Annotated in this window: 21 protein-coding genes; 11 read left to right on the top strand and 10 right to left on the bottom strand. The window is 64.3% G+C overall.

The window, feature by feature from the left end; genetic code table 11:
• Positions 1-69 precede the first annotated feature (69 nt).
• The 6 genes from JQ572_RS22475 to JQ572_RS22450 form a co-directional block, all read right to left on the bottom strand.
• Positions 70-1,188: a cobalamin-independent methionine synthase II family protein gene (locus JQ572_RS22475; RefSeq protein WP_211385011.1), complete on the bottom strand. Its 1,119-nt coding sequence runs from the start codon at positions 1,186-1,188 to the stop codon at positions 70-72.
• A 19-nt stretch (positions 1,189-1,207) separates the two neighbouring features.
• Complete coding sequence (locus tag JQ572_RS22470) at positions 1,208-1,924, bottom strand: ABC transporter ATP-binding protein (protein ID WP_211385010.1); 717 nt, start codon at positions 1,922-1,924, stop codon at positions 1,208-1,210.
• Complete coding sequence (locus JQ572_RS22465; protein ID WP_211385009.1) at positions 1,917-2,672, bottom strand: ABC transporter ATP-binding protein; 756 nt, start codon at positions 2,670-2,672, stop codon at positions 1,917-1,919. Before JQ572_RS22465 ends, JQ572_RS22470 begins: the two co-directional genes overlap by 8 nt.
• On the bottom strand, positions 2,669-3,697 hold the full coding sequence (locus tag JQ572_RS22460) for a branched-chain amino acid ABC transporter permease (protein ID WP_211385008.1): 1,029 nt from the start codon (positions 3,695-3,697) through the stop codon (positions 2,669-2,671). Before JQ572_RS22460 ends, JQ572_RS22465 begins: the two co-directional genes overlap by 4 nt.
• 8 nt (positions 3,698-3,705) lie before the next feature.
• Complete coding sequence (locus JQ572_RS22455) at positions 3,706-4,575, bottom strand: branched-chain amino acid ABC transporter permease (protein ID WP_211385007.1); 870 nt, start codon at positions 4,573-4,575, stop codon at positions 3,706-3,708.
• A 164-nt stretch (positions 4,576-4,739) separates the two neighbouring features.
• Complete coding sequence (locus JQ572_RS22450) at positions 4,740-5,918, bottom strand: ABC transporter substrate-binding protein (RefSeq protein ID WP_211385006.1); 1,179 nt, start codon at positions 5,916-5,918, stop codon at positions 4,740-4,742.
• A gap of 523 nt (positions 5,919-6,441) precedes the next feature.
• Here JQ572_RS22450 and JQ572_RS22445 point away from each other — a divergent pair.
• Positions 6,442-6,726 (top strand): hypothetical protein, encoded by a 285-nt coding sequence (locus tag JQ572_RS22445; protein WP_211385005.1) that lies wholly within the window; start codon positions 6,442-6,444, stop codon positions 6,724-6,726.
• A gap of 55 nt (positions 6,727-6,781) precedes the next feature.
• On the opposite strand, the gene purU is transcribed toward JQ572_RS22445, so the two are convergent.
• A complete protein-coding gene (purU, locus tag JQ572_RS22440) occupies positions 6,782-7,645 on the bottom strand; it encodes a formyltetrahydrofolate deformylase (protein ID WP_211385004.1) in 864 nt (287 codons plus the stop codon).
• Positions 7,646-7,804: 159 nt separating this feature from the next.
• On the opposite strand from purU, the gene JQ572_RS22435 reads away from it, so the two are divergent.
• Positions 7,805-8,647: a uroporphyrinogen-III synthase gene (locus JQ572_RS22435; RefSeq protein ID WP_211385003.1), complete on the top strand. Its 843-nt coding sequence runs from the start codon at positions 7,805-7,807 to the stop codon at positions 8,645-8,647.
• A gap of 123 nt (positions 8,648-8,770) precedes the next feature.
• Positions 8,771-10,033, top strand: coding sequence for an MFS transporter (locus tag JQ572_RS22430; protein ID WP_211385002.1), 1,263 nt, complete (start codon positions 8,771-8,773; stop codon positions 10,031-10,033).
• A gap of 7 nt (positions 10,034-10,040) precedes the next feature.
• Here JQ572_RS22430 and JQ572_RS22425 read toward each other — a convergent pair whose 3' ends face one another.
• Entirely contained in the window at positions 10,041-10,715 is a 675-nt protein-coding gene (locus tag JQ572_RS22425; protein ID WP_211385001.1) for a Crp/Fnr family transcriptional regulator, read from the bottom strand.
• A gap of 338 nt (positions 10,716-11,053) precedes the next feature.
• Here JQ572_RS22425 and JQ572_RS22420 point away from each other — a divergent pair, with 338 nt between their 5' ends.
• The 6 genes from JQ572_RS22420 to JQ572_RS22395 all read left to right on the top strand — a co-directional run bounded on the left by JQ572_RS22420 (position 11,054) and on the right by JQ572_RS22395 (position 18,361).
• A complete protein-coding gene (locus JQ572_RS22420; RefSeq protein ID WP_211385000.1) occupies positions 11,054-11,875 on the top strand; it encodes an ABC transporter ATP-binding protein in 822 nt (273 codons plus the stop codon).
• Positions 11,872-13,803: a long-chain fatty acid--CoA ligase gene (locus JQ572_RS22415; protein WP_211384999.1), complete on the top strand. Its 1,932-nt coding sequence runs from the start codon at positions 11,872-11,874 to the stop codon at positions 13,801-13,803. Before JQ572_RS22420 ends, JQ572_RS22415 begins: the two co-directional genes overlap by 4 nt.
• Before the next feature lie 328 nt (positions 13,804-14,131).
• On the top strand, positions 14,132-15,025 hold the full coding sequence (locus tag JQ572_RS22410) for a branched-chain amino acid ABC transporter permease (protein ID WP_211384998.1): 894 nt from the start codon (positions 14,132-14,134) through the stop codon (positions 15,023-15,025).
• 3 nt (positions 15,026-15,028) lie between these two features.
• Positions 15,029-16,102: a branched-chain amino acid ABC transporter permease gene (locus JQ572_RS22405; RefSeq protein ID WP_211384997.1), complete on the top strand. Its 1,074-nt coding sequence runs from the start codon at positions 15,029-15,031 to the stop codon at positions 16,100-16,102.
• A gap of 46 nt (positions 16,103-16,148) precedes the next feature.
• Positions 16,149-17,432 carry an ABC transporter substrate-binding protein gene (locus JQ572_RS22400; protein ID WP_211384996.1) on the top strand — a complete coding sequence of 428 codons (1,284 nt, stop codon included), beginning with the start codon at positions 16,149-16,151 and terminating at the stop codon, positions 17,430-17,432.
• Between the two features lie 89 nt (positions 17,433-17,521).
• Positions 17,522-18,361 carry an ABC transporter ATP-binding protein gene (locus tag JQ572_RS22395; RefSeq protein WP_211384995.1) on the top strand — a complete coding sequence of 280 codons (840 nt, stop codon included), beginning with the start codon at positions 17,522-17,524 and terminating at the stop codon, positions 18,359-18,361.
• Here JQ572_RS22395 and JQ572_RS22390 read toward each other — a convergent pair.
• Positions 18,358-19,509 carry an AGE family epimerase/isomerase gene (locus JQ572_RS22390; RefSeq protein WP_211384994.1) on the bottom strand — a complete coding sequence of 384 codons (1,152 nt, stop codon included), beginning with the start codon at positions 19,507-19,509 and terminating at the stop codon, positions 18,358-18,360. The two genes, JQ572_RS22395 and JQ572_RS22390, sit on opposite strands and share 4 nt — an antisense overlap.
• An 86-nt stretch (positions 19,510-19,595) precedes the next feature.
• Between JQ572_RS22390 and JQ572_RS22385 the strand changes: the two genes are divergently transcribed.
• The gene (locus JQ572_RS22385; RefSeq protein WP_211384993.1) at positions 19,596-20,819 is read left to right on the top strand and encodes a phenylacetate--CoA ligase family protein; all 1,224 of its coding nucleotides are present in this window, start codon (positions 19,596-19,598) and stop codon (positions 20,817-20,819) included.
• Positions 20,820-20,821: 2 nt separating this feature from the next.
• Here JQ572_RS22385 and JQ572_RS22380 read toward each other — a convergent pair whose 3' ends face one another.
• Positions 20,822-22,459: a carbamoyltransferase family protein gene (locus JQ572_RS22380; protein WP_211384992.1), complete on the bottom strand. Its 1,638-nt coding sequence runs from the start codon at positions 22,457-22,459 to the stop codon at positions 20,822-20,824.
• A 196-nt stretch (positions 22,460-22,655) separates the two neighbouring features.
• Between JQ572_RS22380 and JQ572_RS22375 the strand changes: the two genes are divergently transcribed.
• Positions 22,656-24,032 carry a GHMP family kinase ATP-binding protein gene (locus tag JQ572_RS22375; RefSeq protein ID WP_211384991.1) on the top strand — a complete coding sequence of 459 codons (1,377 nt, stop codon included), beginning with the start codon at positions 22,656-22,658 and terminating at the stop codon, positions 24,030-24,032.
• Positions 24,033-24,036: the final 4 nt, after the last annotated feature.

Genomic DNA, 24,036 nt, shown 5'->3' with positions numbered 1-24,036 from the left:
CGAAGGCCGGGACGACACTGGAAGCGTGGCGAGGTCTATCCGTCACTCACGTGACGGGATGCGTCGGGCCTAGTTGCCCCACACTTCCTTCGCGATCTCGACCGCCAGGCTCAGCTTGGCCCACTGCTCCTCTTCGGAGAGGATGTTGCCCTCTTCCGTCGATGCGAAGCCGCATTGCGGGGAGAGCGCGAGCTGCTCCAGCGGCGCAAACTTGGAGGCCTCTTCGAGACGACGCTTGATGTCGTCCTTCTTCTCGAGCTCGCCGAACTTCGAGGTGATGACGCCGACCACGACGACCTTGTTGCCCTTGGGCAGGAAGCGCAGCGGCTCGAAGCCGCCGGCACGGTCGCTGTCGTATTCGAGGAAATAGCCGTCGTAATTGGTGCCGGCGAGCATGGTCTCGGCCACCGGCTCGTAACCGCCCGAGGAAATCCAGGTCGAGCGGAAATTGCCGCGACAGACATGCGTCGTCACCACCATGTCGGCCGGCTTCTCGGCCAGCGCGTAGTTGATGACGCGCGCATAGATTTGCTGGAGGCCGTCCGGATTGTCGCCGCGCTCCCGCGCCTTCTGCAGCTCGTCCGGCGAGCAGAGATAGGCCCACACGGTGTCGTCGAACTGGAGATAGCGGCAGCCGGCGTCGTAGAACGCTTTCACGGCTTTGCGGTAGGTCTTGCCGAGATCCTCGTAAAAAGCGTCGAGATCGGGGTACACGTCCTTCGAGATCGCCTTGCGGCCGCCGCGGAAGTGCAGCACCGCCGGCGAGGGGATCGTCATCTTGGCGGTGACGTGAGCCTGGTCAGTGTACTTCTTCAGGAAGCGGAAGTGATCCAGCATCGGGTGGTCGTCGGGGAAGTCGAGCTTGCCGATCACGCGCACCGCGTCGTGACGGGTCTGCACTCCTGCGAACTGGATGCCGGAGTCGGGATGGAACAGCTCGCAGCCGGTGAGCTTGGCCAGGAAGTCGAAATGCCACCAGGAGCGGCGGAATTCGCCGTCGGTTGCGAGCTTCAGGCCGACCGAGGCCTGCTTGTGAACGACCTTCTCGATCTCCATGTCCTCGATCTTGCGCAGATCGTCGGCCGAGATCTCACCCTTCTCCAGCCTGGCGCGGGCTTCCTTGATCTTGGCCGGACGCAGGAGGCTGCCGACCTCGTCGGCGCGGAAGGGGGCTTTGGTTCGCTGCATTGTCGACTCCCGGAATATCTTAGTGGGCCGCCGCCCCTGCGACGCCGAGGTGGCGCTCGAGGACCGAGGGGTCGGCCTTCAGCGCGGCGCTCGGAGCGTCGTGGACGATCGTTCCGCGCTCCAATATCACAACACGGTCGGCCAGCCCCAGAATCTTTTGCGCATTCTGTTCGACGATGATCGAGCAGATGCCGCCGGCCCGGGTGATGGTCCCGATCGCCTTGAGCAGCTCCTCGACGATGATCGGGGCAAGGCCCTCGGTCGGCTCGTCCAGCAGCAGAACCTTCGGGTTGAGGGTCAGCGCGCGCCCGATCGCCAGCATCTGCTGTTCGCCGCCGGAAAGCTGGTTGCCGAAATTGCTCCGCCGCTCCTTCAGCCGCGGGAACATCTCGTAGACCCTCTCGACGGTCCAGGGCCCCGGCTGCGCCACTGCGGTCATGTTCTCTTCCACCGTCAGCGAGCGGAAGATGTTGCGCTCCTGCGGTACCCAGCCGATGCCGGCCCGTGCCCGCTGGTCGGGCCGCAAGGCCGTGACGTCGGTCCCGGCGAGCGCGACGGTGCCGGAGAAACGGCGGGTGACGCCGACGATGGAGTTGATCAGCGTGGTCTTGCCGGTGCCGTTGCGCCCGAGCAGCGCCAGCACCTGCCCTTCGGCGAGACGCAGGGACATGTTCGGCAGCACCACCGCCTCGCCGTAGCCGGCGCGAAGCGAGTCGATCGCGAGCAGGTCAGACATTGACTGCCTCCTCGCCGAGATAGACCGCCTTGACCTGCGGGTCGCGCGCGACCTGATCGGGCGGGCCTTCGGTGAGCAGCGCGCCGGAGACCAGCACCGAGATGCGGTCGGCGAAGGAGAAGACGAGGTCCATGTCGTGCTCGATCAGCAGCACCGTGACGTCGCGCGGCAAGCTGCCTACGACCGCGAGAATGTCGTGGCGCTCGCTCTCGGGCACGCCGGCGGCGGGCTCGTCCAAGAGCAGCACGCGCGGCTTGGCTGCGATCGCGACCGCAATCTCGAGCAGGCGCTGCTTGCCGTAAGGCAGCGTCACGGTCTGTTCGTTCATGACGTCGAGCAGGTGGAATCGCGTGAGCAGATCGGCGATCTCGCCGTTGACGTCGCTGCGCGTGCCCATCCGCCGCCACCAGTCGCCGCCATGACCGAGGCGCTCGGAGACGGCAAGGCCGATGGTCTCCAGCGGGGTCAGGTCGGGATAGAGCTGGTTGATCTGGAAGGTGCGCGACAGGCCGCGCAGCACGCGCTTGTGCACGGCAAGGTCGGTGATGTCCTGGCCCTCGAGCAAAATTCGGCCTGAATTCGGCTTGAGCACGCCGGTGAGCTGGTTGATGACCGTGGTCTTGCCGGCGCCGTTCGGGCCTATCAGCGCGTGGCGGGCGCCCTGCTCGATCTTCAAGGACAGATCGCGGGTGACGCGCAGGCCGCCGAACTGCTTTTCGAGATTCTGGGTTTCGAGCGCGATGGTCATGCGTCGCTCTCCGGCACGGCGACGACGGCCTTGCGTCCGGCAAACTGCTTGATCACTAGGTTCGGCACATACAGCACCCAGCGGTGCAGGCGCTGGCGGCCGACCAGCACGATCACGACCAGCACGAGGCCGATCCAGAACTGCCAGTATTGCGGCGTGATGGTGGCGAACACTTCCTGTAGCATGCGGAAAATCACCGCGCCGATCAGCCCACCGTAGAGATAGCCGGTGCCGCCAATGACGAGCACCAGCATCAGATCGGCCGAGCGGTCGAAGGCGAACACGTCGAGAGAGGCGATCGCGGTGGTCTGGGTGAACAGCGCCCCTGCAATGCCGGCATAGAATGCCGCGAGCGTGTAGATCGCGATCAGCCGGCGGTTGACGGGAATGCCGATGGCGGCCGCGCGCAGCGGATTGTTCTTGATCGCGCGCAATGACAGCCCGAACGGCGAGTGCACGACGCGGCGGGCGAACAGGAACAGGACGAAAAGCACGGCAAGCGAATAGAAAAAGCCCGTCTTGCCGAACATATCGAACGATATCTCGCCGAAGATCGGCTGCATCTCGATGCCCTGCAGGCCGTCGGTGCCGCCGGTGATATTGGAAAAGCGTTCGGCCAGCGCCTCCAGCAACAGCGCGATACCGAGCGTCACCATCAATCGGGTCAGGTCGACGCCGCGGATCACCAGGAAGCTGGTGGCAAAGCCCAGCACCATCGCGGCCAGGCCTGCGACGATCAGCGCGAGCACGGGCTCGTTGATGATGCCGTGCAAGGCAAGCAGCCCCGCGGCATAGGCACCGACACCGAAGAAAGCGGCATGGCCGAGCGAGACGATGCCGGCATAACCGAGGATCAGATCGAGCGACATGGCGAACAGCGCCAGCCGCAGGATGTCGGTCATGATCAGATAGCGCGTGGGAAATACGAAGCCGCAGGCCAGCACGATGAGCCAGAAGGCGACTTCGCCGTAGTGCCAGCGCGCCTGGCGCTGGGCGTGAAAACCGACGTCGGAAGCGGCGTTCATCGGCGAACTCAACGCGCGGCCGTGCGGCCGAACAGGCCGTTCGGGCGCCAGATCAGGATCACGATCATCATGGTGTAGATCACGAAGGGGCCCATCTTCGGCACGTAATATTTGCCGGCGACGTCGCCGATGCCGAGCAGCAGCGAGGCCAGGAACGGCCCGGTGATCGAAGACGAGCCGCCGACGGTGACCACGATCAGGAAGTAGATCATGAATTTCAGCGGGAAATACGGGTCGAGGCCGAGGATTTCGGCGCTGAGCGCGCCACCGAGGCCGGCGAGACCACAGCCAAACGCGAAGGTGAAGGCAAACACTTGCGGCACGTTGATGCCGAGGCCGCTCGCGGCACGGGGATCATCGACCGCGGCGCGCAGCCGGCTGCCGAAGCGCGTCTTTGCCAGCACCATCTGGAGAGCGATGGTGAGCAGGCCGCAGATCGCGATGATCATCAGCCGGTAGCGGCCGATGCCGACGCCGAACACGTCGAACTGGCCCTGGAGCGCAGCCGGCAGGTTGATGAAGACGCGCGATGAGCCCTGGATGTAATCGACGGCCGCGACCGACATGAACGTGAGCCCGATCGTGAACAGCACCTGGTCGAGATGGCTGCGCGCATAGAGATGGCGGTAAAGCGTGCGCTCGAGCGCGATTCCGATCGCCGCAGAGGAGACGAAGGCGAGTGGCAGCGCGGCAAAGAAAGGCCAGCCCATCCGGTTGACCAGCACCATGCAGACATAGCCGCCCGCCATCGCGAAGGCGCCGTGGGCGAGATTGACGAAGTTCATCAGACCAAGCGTGACCGCAAGCCCGCAGGCGAGCACAAACAGCAGCATGCCGTAGGCGACGCCATCGAACAAATTGGTGAGGATAGAGGTCATCGTCTCAGCTTGGTGTTGTCGTCATGGCCGGGCTTGTCCCGGCCATCCACGTTCTTGTTTCGGCTCTCGCGTGGATGCCCGAGTCAAGCCCGGGCATGACGAGAGCGGGGGGCGAGATCCCCGATGCGCGCTAAGCGCGCTCGGGGATAACGCGCTTTCGCGCGTCACTTCTTGGTCTTGCCGAGGTCCTTGACGGCTTCGAAAGTCTGGAACTCTACGTTGTAGAGCTCGCCGTCGACCTTCTCGACCTTGCGGATGTAGATGTTCTGCACGATGTCGCGGGTCTCCGGATCGATCGAGATCGGGCCGCGCGGGCTTTCCCACTTCTGACCCTTCATGGCCTCGACCAGCTTGGTGCCGTCGGTGTCGCCATTGGTCTTCTTCAGGGCTTCGTAGATGAGGTGGATGCCGTCATAGCCGCTCACTGCCATGAAGCCCGGACGGTTGCCGTAGGCCTTCTTGTAGGCCGCGACGAAGTCCTTGTTCATCTGCGAAGGGTGCGCCGCAGAATAAAGATGCGCGGTGACCGTGCCGAGCACGGCGTCGCCCATATTGTTGAGCAGATCATCGTCGGTGACGTCGCCGGGTCCAATCACCTTGATACCGGCCTTGTCCAGGCCGCGCTCCGCATACTGCTTCATGAAGTTGCCGCCCTGACCGGCCGGCACGAACACGAAGATCGCATCGGGCTTGGCGTCCTTCATGCGCTGGAGGAACGGAGCGAAGTCCGGGTTGGCGAGCGGCGTCTTGACCTCCTCGACCACCTCACCGCCGCCAGCGGTGAAATTCTGCTTGAAGAAGTTGAGCGCGTCGTTGCCCGGCGCGTAGTCCGAGGTGAGCGTCGCCACCTTCTTGATGCCGTTCTTCACCGCCCAGTCGGCAATGATGGTCGAGGACTGCGCCAGCGTGAAGCTGGTACGCACAATATAGGGCGAGCGCTCAGTGATGATGGAGGTGCCGGCCGCCATCACGACTTCCGGAATCTTGGCCTGCGTCGCGAGCGGTGCGGCGGCGAGCGCCGCCGGCGTCACGCCAAAGCCTGCGATGAAGTTGACCTTGTCGTTGACGATCAGCTCCTGCGCGGCGGTCTTGGTCTTGTCGGGAATCGCAGCGTCGTCCTTGAGGATGATCTCGATCTTCTTGCCGGCGACGGTGTCGCCCTTCTGCTGCATGTAGAGCTTGATCGCATTCTCGATCTGCTTGCCGGTCGAAGCCTGACCGCCGGTCATCGGCAGGATCAGGCCGACCTTGACGGTGTCCTCGGCCTTGGCAGGCGCGACGGCCGCGAGGCCCGCGATGGCGGCTGCTGCGGCAGCCCAAGAAAGCTGTTTGCGTTCGAACATCAGATGTCCCTCCCCTTTCATTCCTGACCTTTTGTGCGGCGGATCGAGCGCCCGGTCCTTGCCTTAAACTTCGCTCACGCGCGAGTGATATCGCGCGCCACATGGCGTCTTTCGCGCCCTTCTTGTCAATCGGACGTTTGGCGACCATTCGGCGCAAGCCGAGCGTTCCGACTGCAGACATTCAGCGGCGCTATCGCGGTTACATCCGGGTAACCCGAACACCGCGACCTCGCACGCCAATTTGTACGATTGTACAAATATAATGGACCTGTCAACGAGAAAGCCTCTCCCGCGACCAAGCCAATTTGTCGCGAGCGGTCAGGCCGCAGTCTAGAAAAGCAGCTGGCCGCGTGGATGGAGAATTTCGTCTTTCTTTTGCAGAATTCGGACTCGGCGAGGCTATCTCCTCCCCTTTATAGGTAATAAAATACCCACCTCGAATAAGTCTATTTTACCTGTTGAAGGCTAGTCTCCCGGCGCCAGCCTGAGCTGGCGTCCAACGACCGAACCCGCGCGCGCCAAAATGCTCAAACCTTTCCGCTCCGTCCTTACCCTCGCTGTGCTCGCCGCGGGGCTATCCGGCTGCGGCACCGTCAACGAAAAGCTTTCGGCCGGCATGGGCGACTACGTCCCGCAATGGGCCGGCGGTCTGCCGGCCGACGCCCCGCCGCGCGCCGGCACGCCGCAATACGACGCCTACATGAAGGAGCGAGAGCGCAAACGGCTGCTGCCGGCCGCCGATCGCGAGAAGGAAGAGCAGGCGCAGAAGGCCGCGGCTGGGTCGACGTCGGGGAGCGCGGTGCGCTGAAGAGGCGGATGGGGCGTGGCGAACAAAGGCCCTTCTATTCGCCTCTCGCCATTCGCTAATCCATAAACACCACGGTCTTCCGGCCATTGGGAATGACGCGGTCATCGAGATGGTAGCGGATCGCTCGGGCCAGCACGCGGCGCTCGATGTCGCGACCCTTGCGGACGAGATCCTCAGGCGTGTCGCGATGGCTGATGCGCTCGACGTCCTGGTCGATGATCGGGCCCTCGTCGAGGTCACGCGTGACGTAATGCGCGGTGGCGCCGATCAGCTTGACGCCGCGCTCATGGGCCTGGTGATAGGGCTTTGCGCCCTTGAAGCCCGGCAGGAACGAGTGGTGGATGTTGATGCAGCGCCCCGAGAGTTTCCCCGACAGATCGTCCGACAGGATCTGCATGTAGCGGGCGAGCACGACGAGATCGGTCCCGGTCTTGGCGACGAGATCGAGGATCTGCGTCTCCTGCTCGCGCTTGGTTTCCTTGGTAACAGGCAGATGGTGGAACGGGACCCCGCCGAAATCGAGCCCGGCATAGACTTCGCGCGGATGGTTGGAAACGATCGCGGCCAGCGTCATCGGCAGCTCACCGGTGCGCCAGCGATAGAGGATGTCGACCAGGCAGTGGTCGGATTTCGACACCAGCAGCATCACCTTGCGATGCGCGGCGCGGTCGCGCATCTGCCACTCCATGCCGAAGCGCTCGGCAATCGCGGCAAAGCCGGTCTGGAGCGCCGACAGCTCCACGGCGAGATCGGCCGCGGTGAACACCACGCGCATGAAGAACTTTTTGGTCTCGACGTCGTCGAACTGCTGCGCGTCGAGAATGTTCTGTCCGTTATGGGCCAGGAAGGTGGACACCGCCGAGACGATGCCGGGGCGATCCGGACAGGACAGGGTCAGGACATATTGATGATCGGGCATGGCTGTTGAAGAAATGGCTCTTGATGAAGGTTTGTGCACTGGGCCGCGGAACGAGCCGCGATTTGCGGCCTGCTCTATCACCGACCCCGCCCTTGCGCCAATCCCGACCGTAGAGTCAGGATGAACGTACCATTGCGATTTACCGACCGGAGCACGCCCATGGCCGACCGCTTGAACGGCACCCGCATCCTGATCCTGGAAACGCGCGAGGAGGCGCAATTTTCCAAGCTGCTGGCCGAGCAAGGCGCAGAGGTCGTGCAATGCCCGATGTTCACCATCCAGGATGCGCCGGACCCCGCCCCGGTCGAGGCCTGGATTCGCCGTGCCATCGACAGGCCCCTTGACGACCTCGTGCTGATGACCGGCGAAGGCCTGCGGCGGATCATGAAGCTCGCCGTCGCCCGCGGGCTCGACCAGGCGCTCGTGGCGGCGCTTGCCAAAACGCGTAAATTCAGCCGCGGGCCGAAGCCCGGCAAGGCGCTGCGCGAGAATGGGCTCGAGACTCAGCAGACTACGGAGAAACCGACCACCGAAGGCGTGATCGAGATGTTGGGCAAGCTCGAGCTGAGGGGACGTCGCCTTGGCGTCCAGCTTTATCCCGACAAGGACCACAGCGCGTTGACCGGCGCGCTTGCCGCGCAAGGCGCCGAGCTCGATACCGTGCTGCCTTACACCTACGATTCCAAGGCAGCGGATGCCAACATCATCACCGCCATCGACGACATGGCGGAGGGACGGATCGATTGCATCGCGCTGACCAATCTCGGCCAGGTCCGCCGCCTGATCGAAGCCGCCAAGACACATGGCAGCGAGGCGCGCCTGCGTGCCGGCCTCGAACGGACGCTGATTGCCTCGGTGGGGCCGGCAGTCTCGGGCGAACTCGCCGGACACGGCCTTCGCACCGACGTCTCGCCGGCGGACGACGCCTATTTCATGCGTCCGCTGATCTCGGCCATGGCAGCGGCGCTGGCGGAGCGGAAGCCGAGAACCACGGCGAGGTAAGAGCGAAGCGCAAGGGCGGCCTGCGGCAGTTCCAATTGACACGACCATCACCGGCGATACGTTGCCGACGGACATAAGAAACAACAAGGGCAAGGGAATCGCCGTGATACGAGTCATCGCGCTGTGAGCGCAGCCGCACGGCCGTCGGCGCTCGCGCCATTCCGCATCCGCAACTATCGCTTCCAGTGGCCGTCCGACCTGCTCACCTCCTGGGCGTTCGAAGTCGAGACGCTGGTGCTCGGCTGGTACATCATGGTCGAGACCGGCTCGGTACTGCTGCTCACCGTGCTCGGGTCGCTGCAATTCGTCGGGACACTGGTTGCGCCGGTGTTCGGCATGATCGGCGACCGCATGGGTCATCGCGATCTCCTGGTCGCGATGCGCCTTGCCTATACAACGCTCTCGTCGACCATCATGGTTCTGGCGCTGACCGGTCACCTGACGCCGTTCAGCGTCATGATCATCGTGACGATCATGGGGATGATCCGCCCCTCGGATCTCGGCGTCCGGGGCGCGCTGCTGGCCGAGATCATGCCGGCCGAGCAATTGGTCGGCGCCATCAGCGTTGCACGCACGACCCAGGACAGCGCGCGCATCGCCGGAGCATTGACGGGCGCCGGGCTGTTCGCCGTCCTCGGCATCGGCCTCGTCTATGTAATGATCGCCTGTCTCTACTTCACGGCCGCGCTTCTGATGCTCTGCCTGACCCGGCCGGAAAGGTCCGTCGCCACGAGTGATCTTCCGGCGAACAGCCACGCCGTCTCGCGCTTGTTGGGCGACCTCAAGGAAGGGATCGTCTACGCCTGGAATGGCCCGGGAATGGGGGCAGCGCTGTGCGTCGCCTTCCTCGCCAATCTCACCGCATTTCCCTTCACCGGGGGATTGCTGCCCTACATCGCGCGCGAAATCTTTCATACCGACCAGACCGGTCTCGGTTATCTCTCGGCGAGCTTCGCCGTCGGCTCGCTGATCGGCTCCATCACGCTTAGCCTGGTCGGCGGACTGCGCATTGCCCGGCTCCTGATCGGCGCAACGCTGGCCTGGTACGCCATGCTGCTGGTGTTCGTCGAGATCAGGACCATGCCGGTGGCGATGGCTTGCCTCGTTCTCGCCGGCATCGCCCAGAGCATGTCGATGATCTCGGCGGCCGTGATCCTGATGCGGACGGCCAGCGCGCATCTCCGGGGCCGTGTGATGGGCGTGCGCATGATGGTGATCTACGGCCTGCCGCTCGGCTTGCTCGCGGCCGGCAGCCTGATCGACATCATCGGCTATTCCGCGACGGGCTCGCTCTATGCCGCCGCAGGGTTCATCGCGATGCTGGCGATCGTGGTGCGCTGGCGCGCGGACCTCTGGCCGGTGCATGCGCCGGCCAATGCGCGATGACGGGGACCTAGTCCCCGTACCCGCGCAACTTCTCGACATCGAGGATGGTGACGCCGCCGTATTCGAGCCGCAGCAGCCCCTCCTTCTCCAGCCGGTTCAGAGCACGGTTGGCATTCTGGCGGGACATGCCGGAGAGCGCGCCGATCTCCTCCTGGGTGATCTCCAGATGCGCGGTCGATTCCGGATAGAGGATCGGGTTGAACAGTGAGGCGATGCCGCGGGCGAGACGCGCGGTCGTATCCAGCGTGCGGTTGACCTCGAGCATGCCGATGAACTGGCCGAGCCGCTCGTTGAGCTGGCGCACCAGGAAGCGGTTGAAGCCGACGCTGTTCTCGAACAGCCACATGAAGGCGCTGCGCTCCATCAGCGCGACGCGGCTGTTGCGCAGCGCGACCACGTCATAACGCCGCGGCTCGTTCTTGAGCACGCTGCCCTCGCCGAACCAGGCCCCCGCCGTCAGCCCGGCCAGACTCGCCTCCTTGCCGTCGCGCGAGACCCCGCCCATCCGGGCGAGGCCGAAGACCATGCCGGCCCAATAGTCGAACGTGTCACCGCGCATGAACACGCTCTCGCCGGTGCCGTAGGACCGCTCCGTGATCCCGGCGCGAGCGACCTCGATCTCGGCATCCGTGAGCTCGCGCGACCAGGCGGCGACGCGCTTCAGTTGATCCTCTGAAATCATGATCCCGAAGCCAGCCGCACTGTTCTCGTCACTCCGCTCTTCTGCTGCATTGCAACATAGTCATTTCGACCGTCATCCAACGAAAGATGAAGGCCGCTGCCGCCCGAAAAACTTTGTCGCAGAATTGTCAGTCAGGAGACATTTCAAAATAGCGCTTTCCCCTATTGAGGACCACCTCGGGCGCTGCGGCTTTTGATCCCAAACGGGAACGAAAGTGGCGAGGCTCCGGTCGGGACCATCTGCTGCATGGCCTCACCGGCACGGCCGTACTAGGATCGCCCGAGAGAAACGGACGAAGAGCGCCACTGAATGCGCCATCACCGGGAGGGATTCGTTTGGTGGCTACCAGTCTCGAAGTGCGCGGCGTGTCCTTGCGATTCGGTGGCGTCCGTGCGCTGACCGACGTCGGCTTCGCCATCAGGGAAGGCGAGCTGTTCTCGATCATCGGCCCCAACGGCGCCGGCAAGACCTCGATCGTGAACTGCATTTCCGGCCGCTACAAGCCGACCGAAGGCCAGCTGTTCTACCAGGGCCGCGACATTACCGGCCTGACGCCCAACGCGCGCGCTTCGCTCGGCATCGGCCGCACCTTCCAGAACCTGGCCCTATTCCACCACATGAGCGTGCTCGACAACATCATGGTCGGCCGCCATCACCTGTTGAAGAACAATTTCCTCACCGGCTCGCTGTATTGGCTCACCGGCGCACGCAAGGAAGAGCTCGCGCATCGCCGCAAGGTCGAGGAGATCATCGACTTCCTCGACCTTCAATCGGTGCGAAAAGCGCAGGCCGGCACCCTCTCCTACGGCCTGCGCAAGCGCGTGGAGCTTGCCCGCGCCATGGCGCTGGAGCCCCGCCTCATTCTCCTCGACGAGCCGATGGCCGGCATGAACTTCGAGGAGAAGGAGGACATGGCCCGCTACATCGTCGACCTCAACGAGGAGTTCGGGATGACGGTGGTGATGATCGAGCACGACATGGGCGTGGTGATGGACATCTCCCACCGCGTCATGGTGCTGGATTTCGGCCGCAAGATCGCCGAAGGCGATCCGGCCGCCGTGCTCGCCGATCCCCATGTCAGGCGCGCCTATCTCGGCGAGGAGGACGAGGTGCTGGTCGACCCCGACGATGCCCCGCCGGCGCAGGAGAGCGCGGCATGATGGACTATGCGGGCCGCGTCGCGCAGGCCGATACCTATCCGAAGATGCTCCGGCTCAATGCCAGGGAGCACGGCAACGAGATCGCGCTGCGCGAAAAGGATCTCGGCCTCTGGCGCCCGTTCACCTGGAACGATTACCAGACGCGCGTGCGCGATTTCGCGCTCGGTCTCATCGAACTCGGCCTGGCGAGCGGCGACGTCATCGGCATCATCGGCGACAACCGGCCGGACTGGGTCGCGGCGGAAGTGGCGACGCATGCGATTGGTGGCCTCAGCCTCGGGCTCTATCGCGACGTTCTGGACGAAGAGGCCTCCTATCTCCTCAACTATGGCGAGGCGCAGCTCGTATTCGCCGAAGACGAGGAGCAGGTCGACAAGCTGCTCACCCTCGCCGACCGCGTGCCCAAGCTGAAGCACATCATCTATTCCGATCCGCGCGGCATGCGGAAATATGACGATCCGCGGCTGCTGTCGGCGGAAAAATTCGCCGAGCTCGGCCGTGCCCGCGCTGCGCGCGAGCCTGAGCTTTACGATCGGCTGGTGGATGCGACCAAGGGCGAGGATGTCGCGATCCTCTGCACCACGTCGGGCACCACCTCGCATCCAAAACTCGCGATGCTCGCCGCCGGCCGGGTGCTCGGCCACTGCGCGACCTATCTCGCCTTCGATCCGAAGGGACCGGAGGACGAATACGTCTCGGTGCTGCCGCTGCCCTGGATCATGGAGCAGGTCTATGTGCTCGGCAAAGGCCTGCTCTGCCGCATGAAGATCAACTTCGTCGAAGAGCCCGAGACGATGATGAACGATCTGCGCGAGATCGCGCCGACATTCGTGCTCTTTGCCCCGCGCGTCTGGGAATCGATCGCGGCCGACGTGCGGGCCAGGGTGATGGACGCCACACCCTTCAAGCAACGCCTGTTCGATATCGGCATGAAGTCAGGCCTCGCCGCGCTCGAACAGGACAAGCGCTCCGGTTTTGCGGATACAATCCTGTTCCGCGCCTTGCGCGACCGCCTCGGCTTCACCCGCCTGCGCTCGGCCGCGACCGGCGGTGCCGCGCTCGGGCCTGAGACCTTCAAGTTCTTCCAGGCCATGGGCGTGCCACTGCGTACGCTCTACGGCCAGACCGAGCTGTTGGGTGCTTACACGCTGCATCCCGAAGGCAAGGTCGATCCGGACACCACCGGCGTACCAATGGCCGACAGCGTCGAAATCCGCATCGACAACGCCGACGTCCACGGCGTCGGCGAGATCGTGGTGCGGCATCCCAATATGTTCCTCGGCTATTACAAGAATCCCGAGGCGAGCGTTGCCGACATCAAGGACGGCTGGATGCTGTCGGGCGACGCCGGCTATTTCAACGACGACAAGCAGCTCGTCGTCATCGACCGCATCAAGGACCTCGCGGAAACTTCGCGCGGCGAGCGCTTCTCGCCGCAGTTCATCGAGAACAAGCTGAAATTCTCGCCCTATATCGCTGAAGCCGTTGTGCTGGGCGCCGGCCGCGACGCGCTCGCCGCGATGATCTGCATACGCTACTCCATCATATCGAAATGGGCCGAGAAGAACCGCCTGTCGTTCACGACCTATAGCGATCTCGCCTCGCGGCCCGAGGTCTATGCGGTGCTGCGCAAGGAAGTCGAGACCGTCAACGCCACTCTGCCACCGGCACAGCGTATCTCGCGTTTCCTGCTGCTCTACAAGGAGCTCGACGCCGACGACGGCGAGCTCACCCGCACCCGGAAAGTGCGCCGCAGCGTCATCAACGAGAAATACGAAGGCATCATCGATGCGATCTACCGCGGCGATGCCGACATCCCCGTCGACACAATGATCCGCTTCCAGGACGGCACCACGCAGCGGGTGCGTACGACGTTGCGCGTGGTGGATCTCGGCGGGCACGGGCATTTGGCGGAGGCTGCGGAGTGAGGAAGTCTGTCACTCAGCACGCTGCTGCCCTTCGCCTCTCCCCGTCTGCGGCAGTGCCATCGCATATGGATTTCACGAGGACCGCGGGCTTGCCCCGCTTCTCCCGCTTGCGGGAGAGGCCGACGCGCTCGCAGAGCGCGGCGGGTGAGGGTTCTCACCACTCGGGGACAACCTCCGCAATTCTCAGCAATCCCAGTGCGGAGACAGCCCCCACCCCAGCCCTCTCCCGCAAGCAGGAGAGAGAGCCGACTGCCAATGCCGCCGCATCGTGCACACCCTATGCGATAGCCCTGCCTCACGCGGGGAGAGGCGAAGGACAGCATATCACATGAACACCGCTTTCCTCATCCAGCTCCTGGTCAACGGCCTCGTGGTCGGCACGCTCTATGGCGTCGTCGCGATGTCGTTCGTGCTGATCTACAAGGCGACGCAGGTGGTCAATTTCGCGCAAGGCGAGTTGCTGCTGGTCGGCGCCTGGGTGTGCTGGACGCTGCTCGCGAAGTACCAGGTACCGTTCTGGATCGGCATGCCGATGACGCTGGTGTTCATGTTCGTTTTCGGCATCGCCATCCAGGTCCTGATCCTGCGGCCGATGATCGGCGAGCCCATCATCTCCGTGATCATGGTGACGATCGGCCTCTCCACCGTGCTGCAGGCGACGCTGAAATGGATGTTCGGCGTCAACCCGCAGCCGTTCCCGCGCGTGTTCGAGAGCCAGTCGGTCAGCCTGTTCGGGCTCCAGATCCAGACAGTCTACATCATGAGCCTCGTTGTGTCGGTCGCGATGATGATCGGCATGGCCTGGTTCTTCCGCGCCTCGAAGTACGGCCTTGCCATGCGCGCGACCGCGTTCAACCAGCAGGTGGCGCAATCGCTCGGCATTTCCGTGAAGAGCGTGTTCGCGATGGCCTGGGCGATCTCGGCCACCGTCTCGGCGGTTGCGGGCGTGGTGGTCGCCGTGGTGAACGGCGTATCCTCCGGGCTCGCCGCCTACGGCATCAAGGTGTTTCCGGCGGCGATCCTCGGCGGACTCGATTCCGTCGGCGGCGCCGTGCTCGGCGGCATCATCATCGGGCTGCTCGAGAACATCGCGCAGTATGTCGACAGCGAGTATCTGCACTGGGGCAATCTCTACGAGATCGCACCGTTCTACGTCCTCATCATCGTGCTGATGATCAAGCCCTACGGCCTGTTCGGCACCCACGACATCGAGCGGATCTGACCCATGGCCGGCCCTGCCCTCATTCCTGCTGGCGATTTCCGCACTTCCTACGCGGCGGACACCACGATCTTTCCGACTACGACAAGCCGCAACTTTGCGATCGCCGGCGTGCTGGCGCTGTGCCTCGTGCCGCAATTCCTTGGCGGCTACTGGCTCAGCATCCTGATCCAGATCGGCATCTTCTCGATCGCGGCCCTCGGACTGAACATCCTGGTCGGCTTTACCGGCCAGATCTCGATCGGGCACGCGGCCTTCTTCCTGCTCGGTGCGTTCACATCGGCCTACATCTCCAACAACGCACCGATCCCGGTGTTCTTCGCGATCCCGCTCGCCGGCATCGTCACCGCACTGGTCGGGCTGATCTTCGGCATCCCGGCTGCGCGGCTGAAGGGACTCTACCTCGTCATCGCGACGCTGGCGGCGCAATACATCCTGCTCGATTTCTTCTCCCGCGCTGAGTGGTTCACCGGCGGCTCGGTGCCGGCCAGCGCCAATCCATTCTCGATCTTCGGCTTTACCCTGCGAGGCGACAGGCAATATTTCTACGTCGTGCTTGCCTATGTGATCGCAAGCTACGTCCTCGTCACCAATCTGATGCGCACCCGCGACGGCCGCGCGCTGGTGGCGATCCGCGACCACTACCTCTCCGCGGAGATCATGGGCATCAATCTCACCAAGTACCGCACGCTGTCATTCGGCCTCGCCGCCTTCTTCGCCGGCATCGCAGGCGCGCTCTATGCGCACTACCAGCTCGTGGTGTCGCAGGAAGGCTTCGGCATCGAGCGCTCGATCCTGTTCCTCGCCATGATCATCATCGGCGGCACCGGCTCGATCATGGGCACGCTGATGGGCACCGCCTTCGTGGTGCTGCTGCCTGAGACGATGGAATTCCTCAGCATCTATCTGAAGGGCGGCGCGATCGACAAGGCGTTGTCGCTCAACAACAACATCACCTTCCTGCGCGAAATCGCGATCGGGGTGATCATCATCGCGTTCCTGATGTTCGAGCCGGACGGGCTCGCGCATCGCTGGCGGCAGATCAAGGCCTACTGGAAACTCTACCCGTTCTCGCATTGAGCGCGGGCTACTCTCTAACCAACCAATAAACAGGAGGAGGCAACCAATGAAGACAAAATCCCTTTTGAGCACCGCATCGCTCGCGCTGGCGATCGCAGCATTTTCGGCGAGCGCGCAGGCGCAGATCGCGATCGGGCATCTCGCCGATTATTCCGGCGGCACGTCCGACGTCGGCACGCCCTACGGCCAGGCCGTCGCCGACACCTTCGCCTGGGTCAACAAGAACGGCGGCGTCGGCGGCAAGCAGCTCAACGTCGACACCAACGATTACGGCTACCAGGTGCCGCGCGCGATCGCACTCTACAAGAAATGGTCGGCCCCGGACTCCAAGGTCGCCGCGATCATGGGCTGGGGCACCGCGGACACCGAGGCGCTGACCGGCTTCCTCGCGCAGGACAAGATCCCCGACATGTCCGGCTCCTACGCAGCTGCCCTCACCGATCCCGAAGGGGTCAGCGGCAAGGCCAAGCCCGCGCCCTATAATTTCTTCTACGGCCCGAGCTATTCGGACTCGCTGCGGGCGATGCTGATGTGGGCAGCCGAGGACTGGAAGGCCAAGGGCAAGTCCGGCAAGCCGAAATTCGTGCATATGGGCGCCAACCACCCCTATCCGAACGCGCCGAAGGCCGCGGGCGAAGCCATGGCGCAGGAACTCGGCTTCGAGGTGCTGCCGCCGCTGGTGTTCGCGCTCGCGCCGGGTGACTACAGCGCGCAGTGCCTGAGCCTGAAATCCTCGGGCGCCAACTACGCCTATCTCGGCAACACCGCGGCCTCCAACATCTCGGTGATGAAGGCCTGCAAGACCGCCGGCGTCGAGATCCAGTTCCTCGGCAATGTCTGGGGCATGGACGAGAACGCCGCCAAGACCGCGGGCGATGCAGCCAACGGCGTGATCTTCCCGCTGCGCACCGCCGTGAGCTGGGGCGGCGATGCGCCCGGCATGAAGACGGTAATGGACATCTCGAAGATGTCCGACCCGACCGGCAAGGTCTATCGCCCGGTGCACTACATCGCGGCCGTCTGCTCGGCGCTCTACATGAAGGAGGCGCTCGAATGGGCCGCCAAGAACGGCGGCGCCACCGGCGATAACGTGGCCAAGGGCTTTTACCAGAAGAAGGATTGGGTGCCGGCGGGCATGGAAGGCGTCTGCAATCCCTCGACCTGGACCGACAAGGACCACCGCGGCACGCTGAAGGTCGACCTCTATCGCACCAAGATATCAGGCGCGACTGACGGTGACCTCAACGACCTCATGGCCAAGGGCGCGATCAAGCTCGAGAAGGTCAAGACCGTCGAGTTGCCGCGCAAGCCGGAATTGCTGGGGTGGTGACCCTCACCGTTCCCATACACGCAACTGTCATCCCCGGCTTGTGCGCCATTGCGCACAGGCCGGGCGGCGACAGCGGAAAGCCATGAAGCATGACCCAGATCGCAGAAGCTGCTCGCACCGCTCCAAGTATTGTCCCCGCGCCTGCTCTCCTTGCCGTGCGCAACATCGAGGTCGTCTATGACGACGTCATCCTGGTGCTGCGCGGCCTCAGCCTCGACGTGCCCAAAGGCGCGATCGTGGCGCTGCTCGGCGCCAACGGCGCCGGCAAGTCGACGACGCTGAAGGCGATCTCGGGGTTGCTCAAGACCGAGGACGGCGAGGTCACGCGCGGCGAAATCTTGTTCGAAGGCGAGCGGATTAATGGCATCGACCCCGACAAGATCGTCCGCCGCGGCATCTTCCAGGTGATGGAGGGCCGCCGCATCATCGCCGACATGACCTCGCTGGAGAATCTGAAGCTCGGCGCCTTCACCCGCCGCGATCGCGAGGTCGATGCCGACCTCGACATGGTCTTCAACTATTTCCCGCGCCTAAAGGAGCGCACCGGCCTTGCCGGCTATCTCTCCGGCGGCGAGCAGCAGATGCTCGCGATCGGCCGTGCGCTGATGGCACGCCCGAAGATGATTTTGATGGATGAGCCCTCGATGGGCCTGTCGCCGCTGCTGGTGAAGGAGGTGTTTTCCATCATCCAGAAGATCAACCGCGACCTCGGCGTCACCATCCTCCTGGTCGAGCAGAACGCGCGCGCCGCGCTGTCGGTGGCGAGCCACGGCTACATCATGGAGCAGGGCAAGGTCGTGCTCGACGGCACAGCGGACGAATTGCGCGACAACGAGGACGTCAAGGAGTTCTATCTCGGCGGCGCCGGCGACCAGCGCAAGAGCTTCAAGAACCTCAAGAGCTTCAAGCGACGCAAGCGCTGGCTCTAACCCAGCACCTGCTCCGCTTCCGTGACTGCGCAGAGAACATGATAGAACGACGACGCAGGGATGGTGTCGATCAGCGATTTGCCGTCGCGGTCGAACTGATCGTACCAGCCGCCCTTCACGGGATGGCTGAGATAATGCCGTTCGAGCCGCACCAGCGCCGCGCGCGCTTCGTCCGCCGCGCCAGCCTCGCCGGACTCGGCCTGCGCGATCCACGCCTTCGCCATCTCGGTCTGCGGCCACAGCCGGCGCGTGCTGCGACGGATATTGCCGGTGTCATCGCCCTCGTCGACGAGACAGCCCGTGGCCGCGTCGCGATAGCGCAGCGCGGTAGCGAGCAACTCGGCGCGCCGCTGTCCGGTCGGGCAGCCCGTGATGCGTTCAAACCCCTTCAGCAGCCAGACCCACTCTGCCTGATGGCCAGGCTCGACGCTGACCGGCGCGATCTTCGACCAATCCTCCTCGAAATATTCGCCGAGCGCGCGCTTCTGCTTGTCGTAGAGATTGGCGAGGAACAGCGCGAAGAACTCGCCGGCGCGGTTCTGGAACGACAGATCGTGGGTCGCGTCGAAGCAAGCGATCATCGCCTCGAACAGATGCATGTGCGGGTTCTGCCGGCGCGGCAGCGAGACCGGCAGCCCTTCGTGGACGCCGCCATGCGGCGAGCGCAGATGACCGTCGAGGAAGGCAAGCAACGCGTCAATCTCGGCGCGAATTTGTGCGTCCTTGTCCAGTGCGTACACGGTTGCGAGCGCAAACAGGATGAAGGCGTGATCGTAGGCATCGCGCCTCGCATCGAGCACCGTGCCCTCCGGCGTCAGCCGGTGCACGTAGCCGGGCCGGCCGTCGGGTGCCTTCGCGCATGCCAGCAGATGCTCCAGCCCCTTGAGTGCAATGGCACGCCCCTCGGGGTACCAGCCCATCTGCGCAGCCTTGGCGTAGCAATAGATCTGCCGGGCCTGCACGAACACGCGCCGGGGCGCGGCCACGTCCGCGGTGCCGTCACGGTGCAGCCGATCGATGAAACCACCCGCGCCACGGTCCCAGCCGACCGTCGACCACAGCGGCAGCGCTTCGTCGATCATGCGGCGCTTCAGGCGCGCGACGACGTCGGCCGCCCCGTCCGCCGCAATGATTCCTTCGTCCGCCATCGCGTCCTCTTCAAGCCCCGCCAATGGCCGTCTGATACCCATGCTGGCGGCGGCGTGCAACGGATGCCAACCCTGAAAGTCCAGCCATGACCGCCCATTACGACGCCCGCGAGACGCGCGAACAGGCCGCGCGCGAGGCTGAGCTGTTCGGCCGCCTGCCGGACGTGCTGCGCAGCGCGCTGGCCGCACCCGCCTATGCCGAGCGGCTGAAAGGCGTTGATCCGGCTACCGTGACCTCCAGGGCGGCGCTGGCGGCCCTGCCGGTGCTGCGCAAGTCGGAACTGCCCGCCCTGCACAAGGCCTCAGCGCCGTTCGGCGGCTTCGTGGCGGCGGCGCCGGGATCGTTCGCCCGCCTGTTCACCTCTCCCGGCCCGATCTTCGAGCCGGAGGGCCGGCAGGCCGATCCCTGGCGTGGCGCGCGGGCGCTGTTCGCGGCCGGGTTCCGCCCTGACGACATCGTGCTCAACACCTTCAGCTACCACCTCACCCCCGGCGGCTTCATCTTCGATTCCTCTGCCCGCGCGCTTGGCTGCGCGGTGATCCCGGCCGGGCCCGGCAACACCGAGCAGCAATTCGAGCTGATCGAGGCCTACCGGCCGGTTGGCTATAGCGGCACGCCGGACTTCCTGAAGATCTTGCTCGATGCTGCCGCAAGCTCGGGCCGCGACGTCTCCTCGATCAAGCGTGCGCTGGTCTCAGGGGCGGCATTCCCGCCCTCGCTCCAGTCCGAGATCAAGGCCCGCGGCATCGACGCCTACCAGGCTTTCGGCACCGCCGATCTCGGCCTCATTGCCTTCGAGACCGAAGCGCGCGACGGCATGGTCGTGAACGAGGACCTGGTCATGGAGATCGTCAAGCCCGGCACCGGCGATCCCGTGACTCCGGGCGACGTGGGCGAGATCGTGGTGACCTCGCTCGACCCGCACCATCCCTGGATCCGCCTGGCGCTCGGCGACCTCACCGCGGCGCTGCCGGGCCCGAGCCCGTGCGGGCGCACCAACATGCGCATCAAGGGCTGGATGGGCCGCGCCGACCAGACCACCAAGGTCAAGGGCATGTTCGTCCGGCCCGAGCAGGTCGCCGAGATCGGCAAGCGCCATTCCCCGCTCGGAAGACTGCGCCTCGTCGTCAGCCGCCAGGGCGAGAGCGATGCAATGACGCTGAAAGCGGAAACGGCTGCGGCGAGCGACACGTTGCGCGAGGAGATCGCGGCCAGCTTGCGCGCGGTGACGAAGCTCGGCGGAAGCGTAGAACTGGTCAGCCCCGGCGCACTGCCGAACGACGGCAAGATCATCGCGGACGAGCGGTAGCCTCAGCCCGCCTTCGACAGCCGGTAATTGCCGAGATACAGCACATCGAGCCCCGAGCAGAAATAGGTGTGCAGCGCCTCCAGCGGCGCGTTCACCGTCGGCTGCTCGTTGATGTTGAGGCTGGTATTGATCAGGACCGGCAGCGAGGTCGCTTTCGCGAACTCGCCGATCAGGTGGCTGTAGAGCGGGTTGCTGTCCGCATGGACGCTCTGGATACGCGCGGTGTTGTCGACGTGAACCACGGCGGGCATGGTCTCGGCGACCTTCTCGTTGACCGGGAACGTCACCACCATGAACGGCGCATCGAACGTGTCCTCGAAATACTCGGCCTGGCGCTCGTATAGCACCGACGGGCAGAACGGACGGAATTCCTCGCGATATTTGATGGTGAGGTTGATGCGGTCCTTCATGCCCGCATGGCGCGGATCGGCCAGGATCGAGCGGTTGCCGAGCGCACGCGGACCGTACTCCATCCGCCCCTGGAACCAGCCCACCGTCTTCTGATCCGTCAGGTCGGTGACGCAGCGCGCCACGGGATCATCGAGCGGCTCGAATCGGGCGCCGATCTTGTCCAGCGTCTCCCGGATCGTGTCGTTGGAATATTCCGGGCCCCAGTAGGCGTGGGTCAGCGGCGCGATCGCGTGGCCCGCCTCCGCGCATTTCATCATCGCGGCCCCCAGCGCCACGCCGGCATCGTGCGGCACCGGCGGAACGTAGAGACGCTTCACGGACGGCTCGGCCGCGATCTCCATGTTCATCTTGCAGTTCAGCCCGACGCCGCCGGCGATGCAGACATCGCCGCAGCCGGTCTCGGCGATCGCGGAACGGATCACCTCGGTGGCTACGATCTCGAGTTGCTTCTGGCCGCTGGCTGCGATGTTGGTCAGCCGCTGGTCGAGCGGCTGGCCGCGCAGGCGGCGCGGTCCCAAAATCTCCTCCATCTTCTCGGTGAAGATGCGTTCCTGCCGCGTGGAGAAATCGCTGGTGAAGATGTCGGCGTCGCGCCGGCGCTTGTCGAGCTCGGGATCGAGCTCGTAGTTGATGCCGTTCGGACGAAGCAGCTTGGCGAATTTGTCGAGATAGTCCGGGCTGCCATAGGACGACAGGCCCATGACCTTGTACTCGTCATTGGTCATCTGATAGCCGAGATACTGGGTCAGCATCCCGTAATAGAGCCCGAGACTGTTGTTGCGCGCGAACCGCGTCAGCACACGGAAGTCGTTGCCGCGCGCATGGGCGACGAGGCCGGAGCTGGAATCCCCCGAGAAGTCGAAACAGGCCACCGTCGCCTCCGAGAAGCCGGAGCCGTAGAACGAGCTTGCGGCATGACAAAGATGATGGTCGTACAGCTCGATCTTCGGGCTGTGGCCGAACTGATACTTGAAATATTCGGTCAGGCGCTGCGTGTAGTTCGTGTAGGTCTTCAGCGGCGAGCAGATCCAGTCGACGTCACGCATGGTGATGCCGGCCTGCTTCAGGCAGAAGCCGATCGCACCGCGCGGCAGCTCGCCACGCGCATGTTTCGCCAGCGTGAAACGCTCCTCCTCGGCGGCTGCGACCAACTCGCCGTCGCGCAGCAACACCGCCGCGCCGTCATGGTGCCCGTGCTTGATCCCCGAGCTGATTCCGATCACATACATGTCGCGTAGACCCCTCGGGAGCCTTCTATAGAAACCGCGGCCAATGTAAATCGGCTGCGCCCGGCCGAAGCGCTTGAGGGCAGCCATTTTGGCGCGATGCACCGGGGCGCAGGAACCTTGCATCGTCCCTGTCGCTCCCGTATTACCAACCCTGCTACGAAATGGCCTGGAATTGGCCCTTCCTGGACCCCAAAACGTGCTTGAACGAACACTCGTCACCATCGCCGAGACCGAGACCATTGAGGAAGCCTTCCGGCGCCTGAATGCGAACATGCTCGGTATCCTGTTCGCTCAGGACGCGAGCGGACGAATCGTCGGCGCGGTGACAGACGGCGACATCCGCAGACGCATGCTGGCCGGCACCACGATCCAGGACCGGGTTGCGACCTGCGTCAATCGCAACTTCGTCTGGGCGCGGAGCGGCGGGCCGCGCGAACAGATCCTCAAGCTGCTCGACCAGCGCGTGCACGTGGTGCCGATCCTCGATGGCGAAGGGCGACTGGTCGACGTGTTCAGCCGCGAGTTGTTCAACCTGTCGGAAGAGAGCGAGGTGTTCGCGCGCGCCCGCTCGCCGGTGCGGATCAGCTTCTCCGGGGGTGGCACCGACCTCACGCATTATTTCGTGGCGAATGACGGCGGTGCGGTCATCAGCGCCACGATCAAGATGTACGCCCACGCGACACTGCGGCGAAGGAACGATCCCAGCATCCGGATCTATTCGCACGATTTTCGCCGCACGGTCGAGGCCGGCAGCCTCGCAGAGCTAGGAACGGACGGCGATCTGGCGCTGATCAAGTCGGTCGTGCGCCTGATCAAGCCGACTTACGGATTCGAGCTCGAAGTGTCCGCCGATTTCCCGGTCGGTTCCGGCCTCGGCGGCTCGGCGGTGGTCTCATCGGCCATCATCGGCTGCTTCAACGAATTCCGCGGCGACCAGTGGGACCGTCACGAGATCGCCGAGATGGCGTTCCAGGCCGAGCGGCTGATGCTCAACATTCCCGGCGGCTGGCAGGATCAGTACGCCACCGTGTTCGGCGGCTTCAATCACATGGAGTTCTTCTCGGACCAGAACACCATCGTGCCGCTTCGGCTCGATCCCAACATCATCGCCGAGCTCGAGGAGAGTCTGGTGCTCTGCTACACCGGCTCGGGCCGCGATTCCGGCGCCATCCACCGCGACCAGAAGGCACAGCACGAGACCAGCGATGCCGTCGCCGCGGCCGCCAAGCAGAAGGAAGTGACGCGCGACATCCGGCGGCATCTTCTGCGCGGCCAGCTCTTGGAATGCGGCCGGCTGATCGACGACGCCTGGCACGCCAAGCGCAAGCTGAGCTCGAAGATCTCGTCGGACGCGATCGACGCGATCTACGATTTCGCCAAGCAGAACGGCGCCGTCGGCGGCAAGCTGCTGGGCGCCGGCGGCGGCGGCTACTTCATGTTCTTCGTGCGTCCGTTCGAGCGCTATCAGCTCATTGCCGCACTGGAACAGCAGGGGCACAGTTGTTCGCGCATCATGTTCGAAGAGAACGGGCTGCGGACATGGAAGTCGCGCTTTCCCGCGCGATTCGCCTGACGAT

The organism is Bradyrhizobium sp. SZCCT0153, assembly GCF_018129995.1.
Taxonomy (GTDB): Bacteria; Pseudomonadota; Alphaproteobacteria; order Rhizobiales; family Xanthobacteraceae; genus Bradyrhizobium; species Bradyrhizobium japonicum_G.
This window is presented reverse-complemented; position numbering and strand designations above follow the sequence as displayed.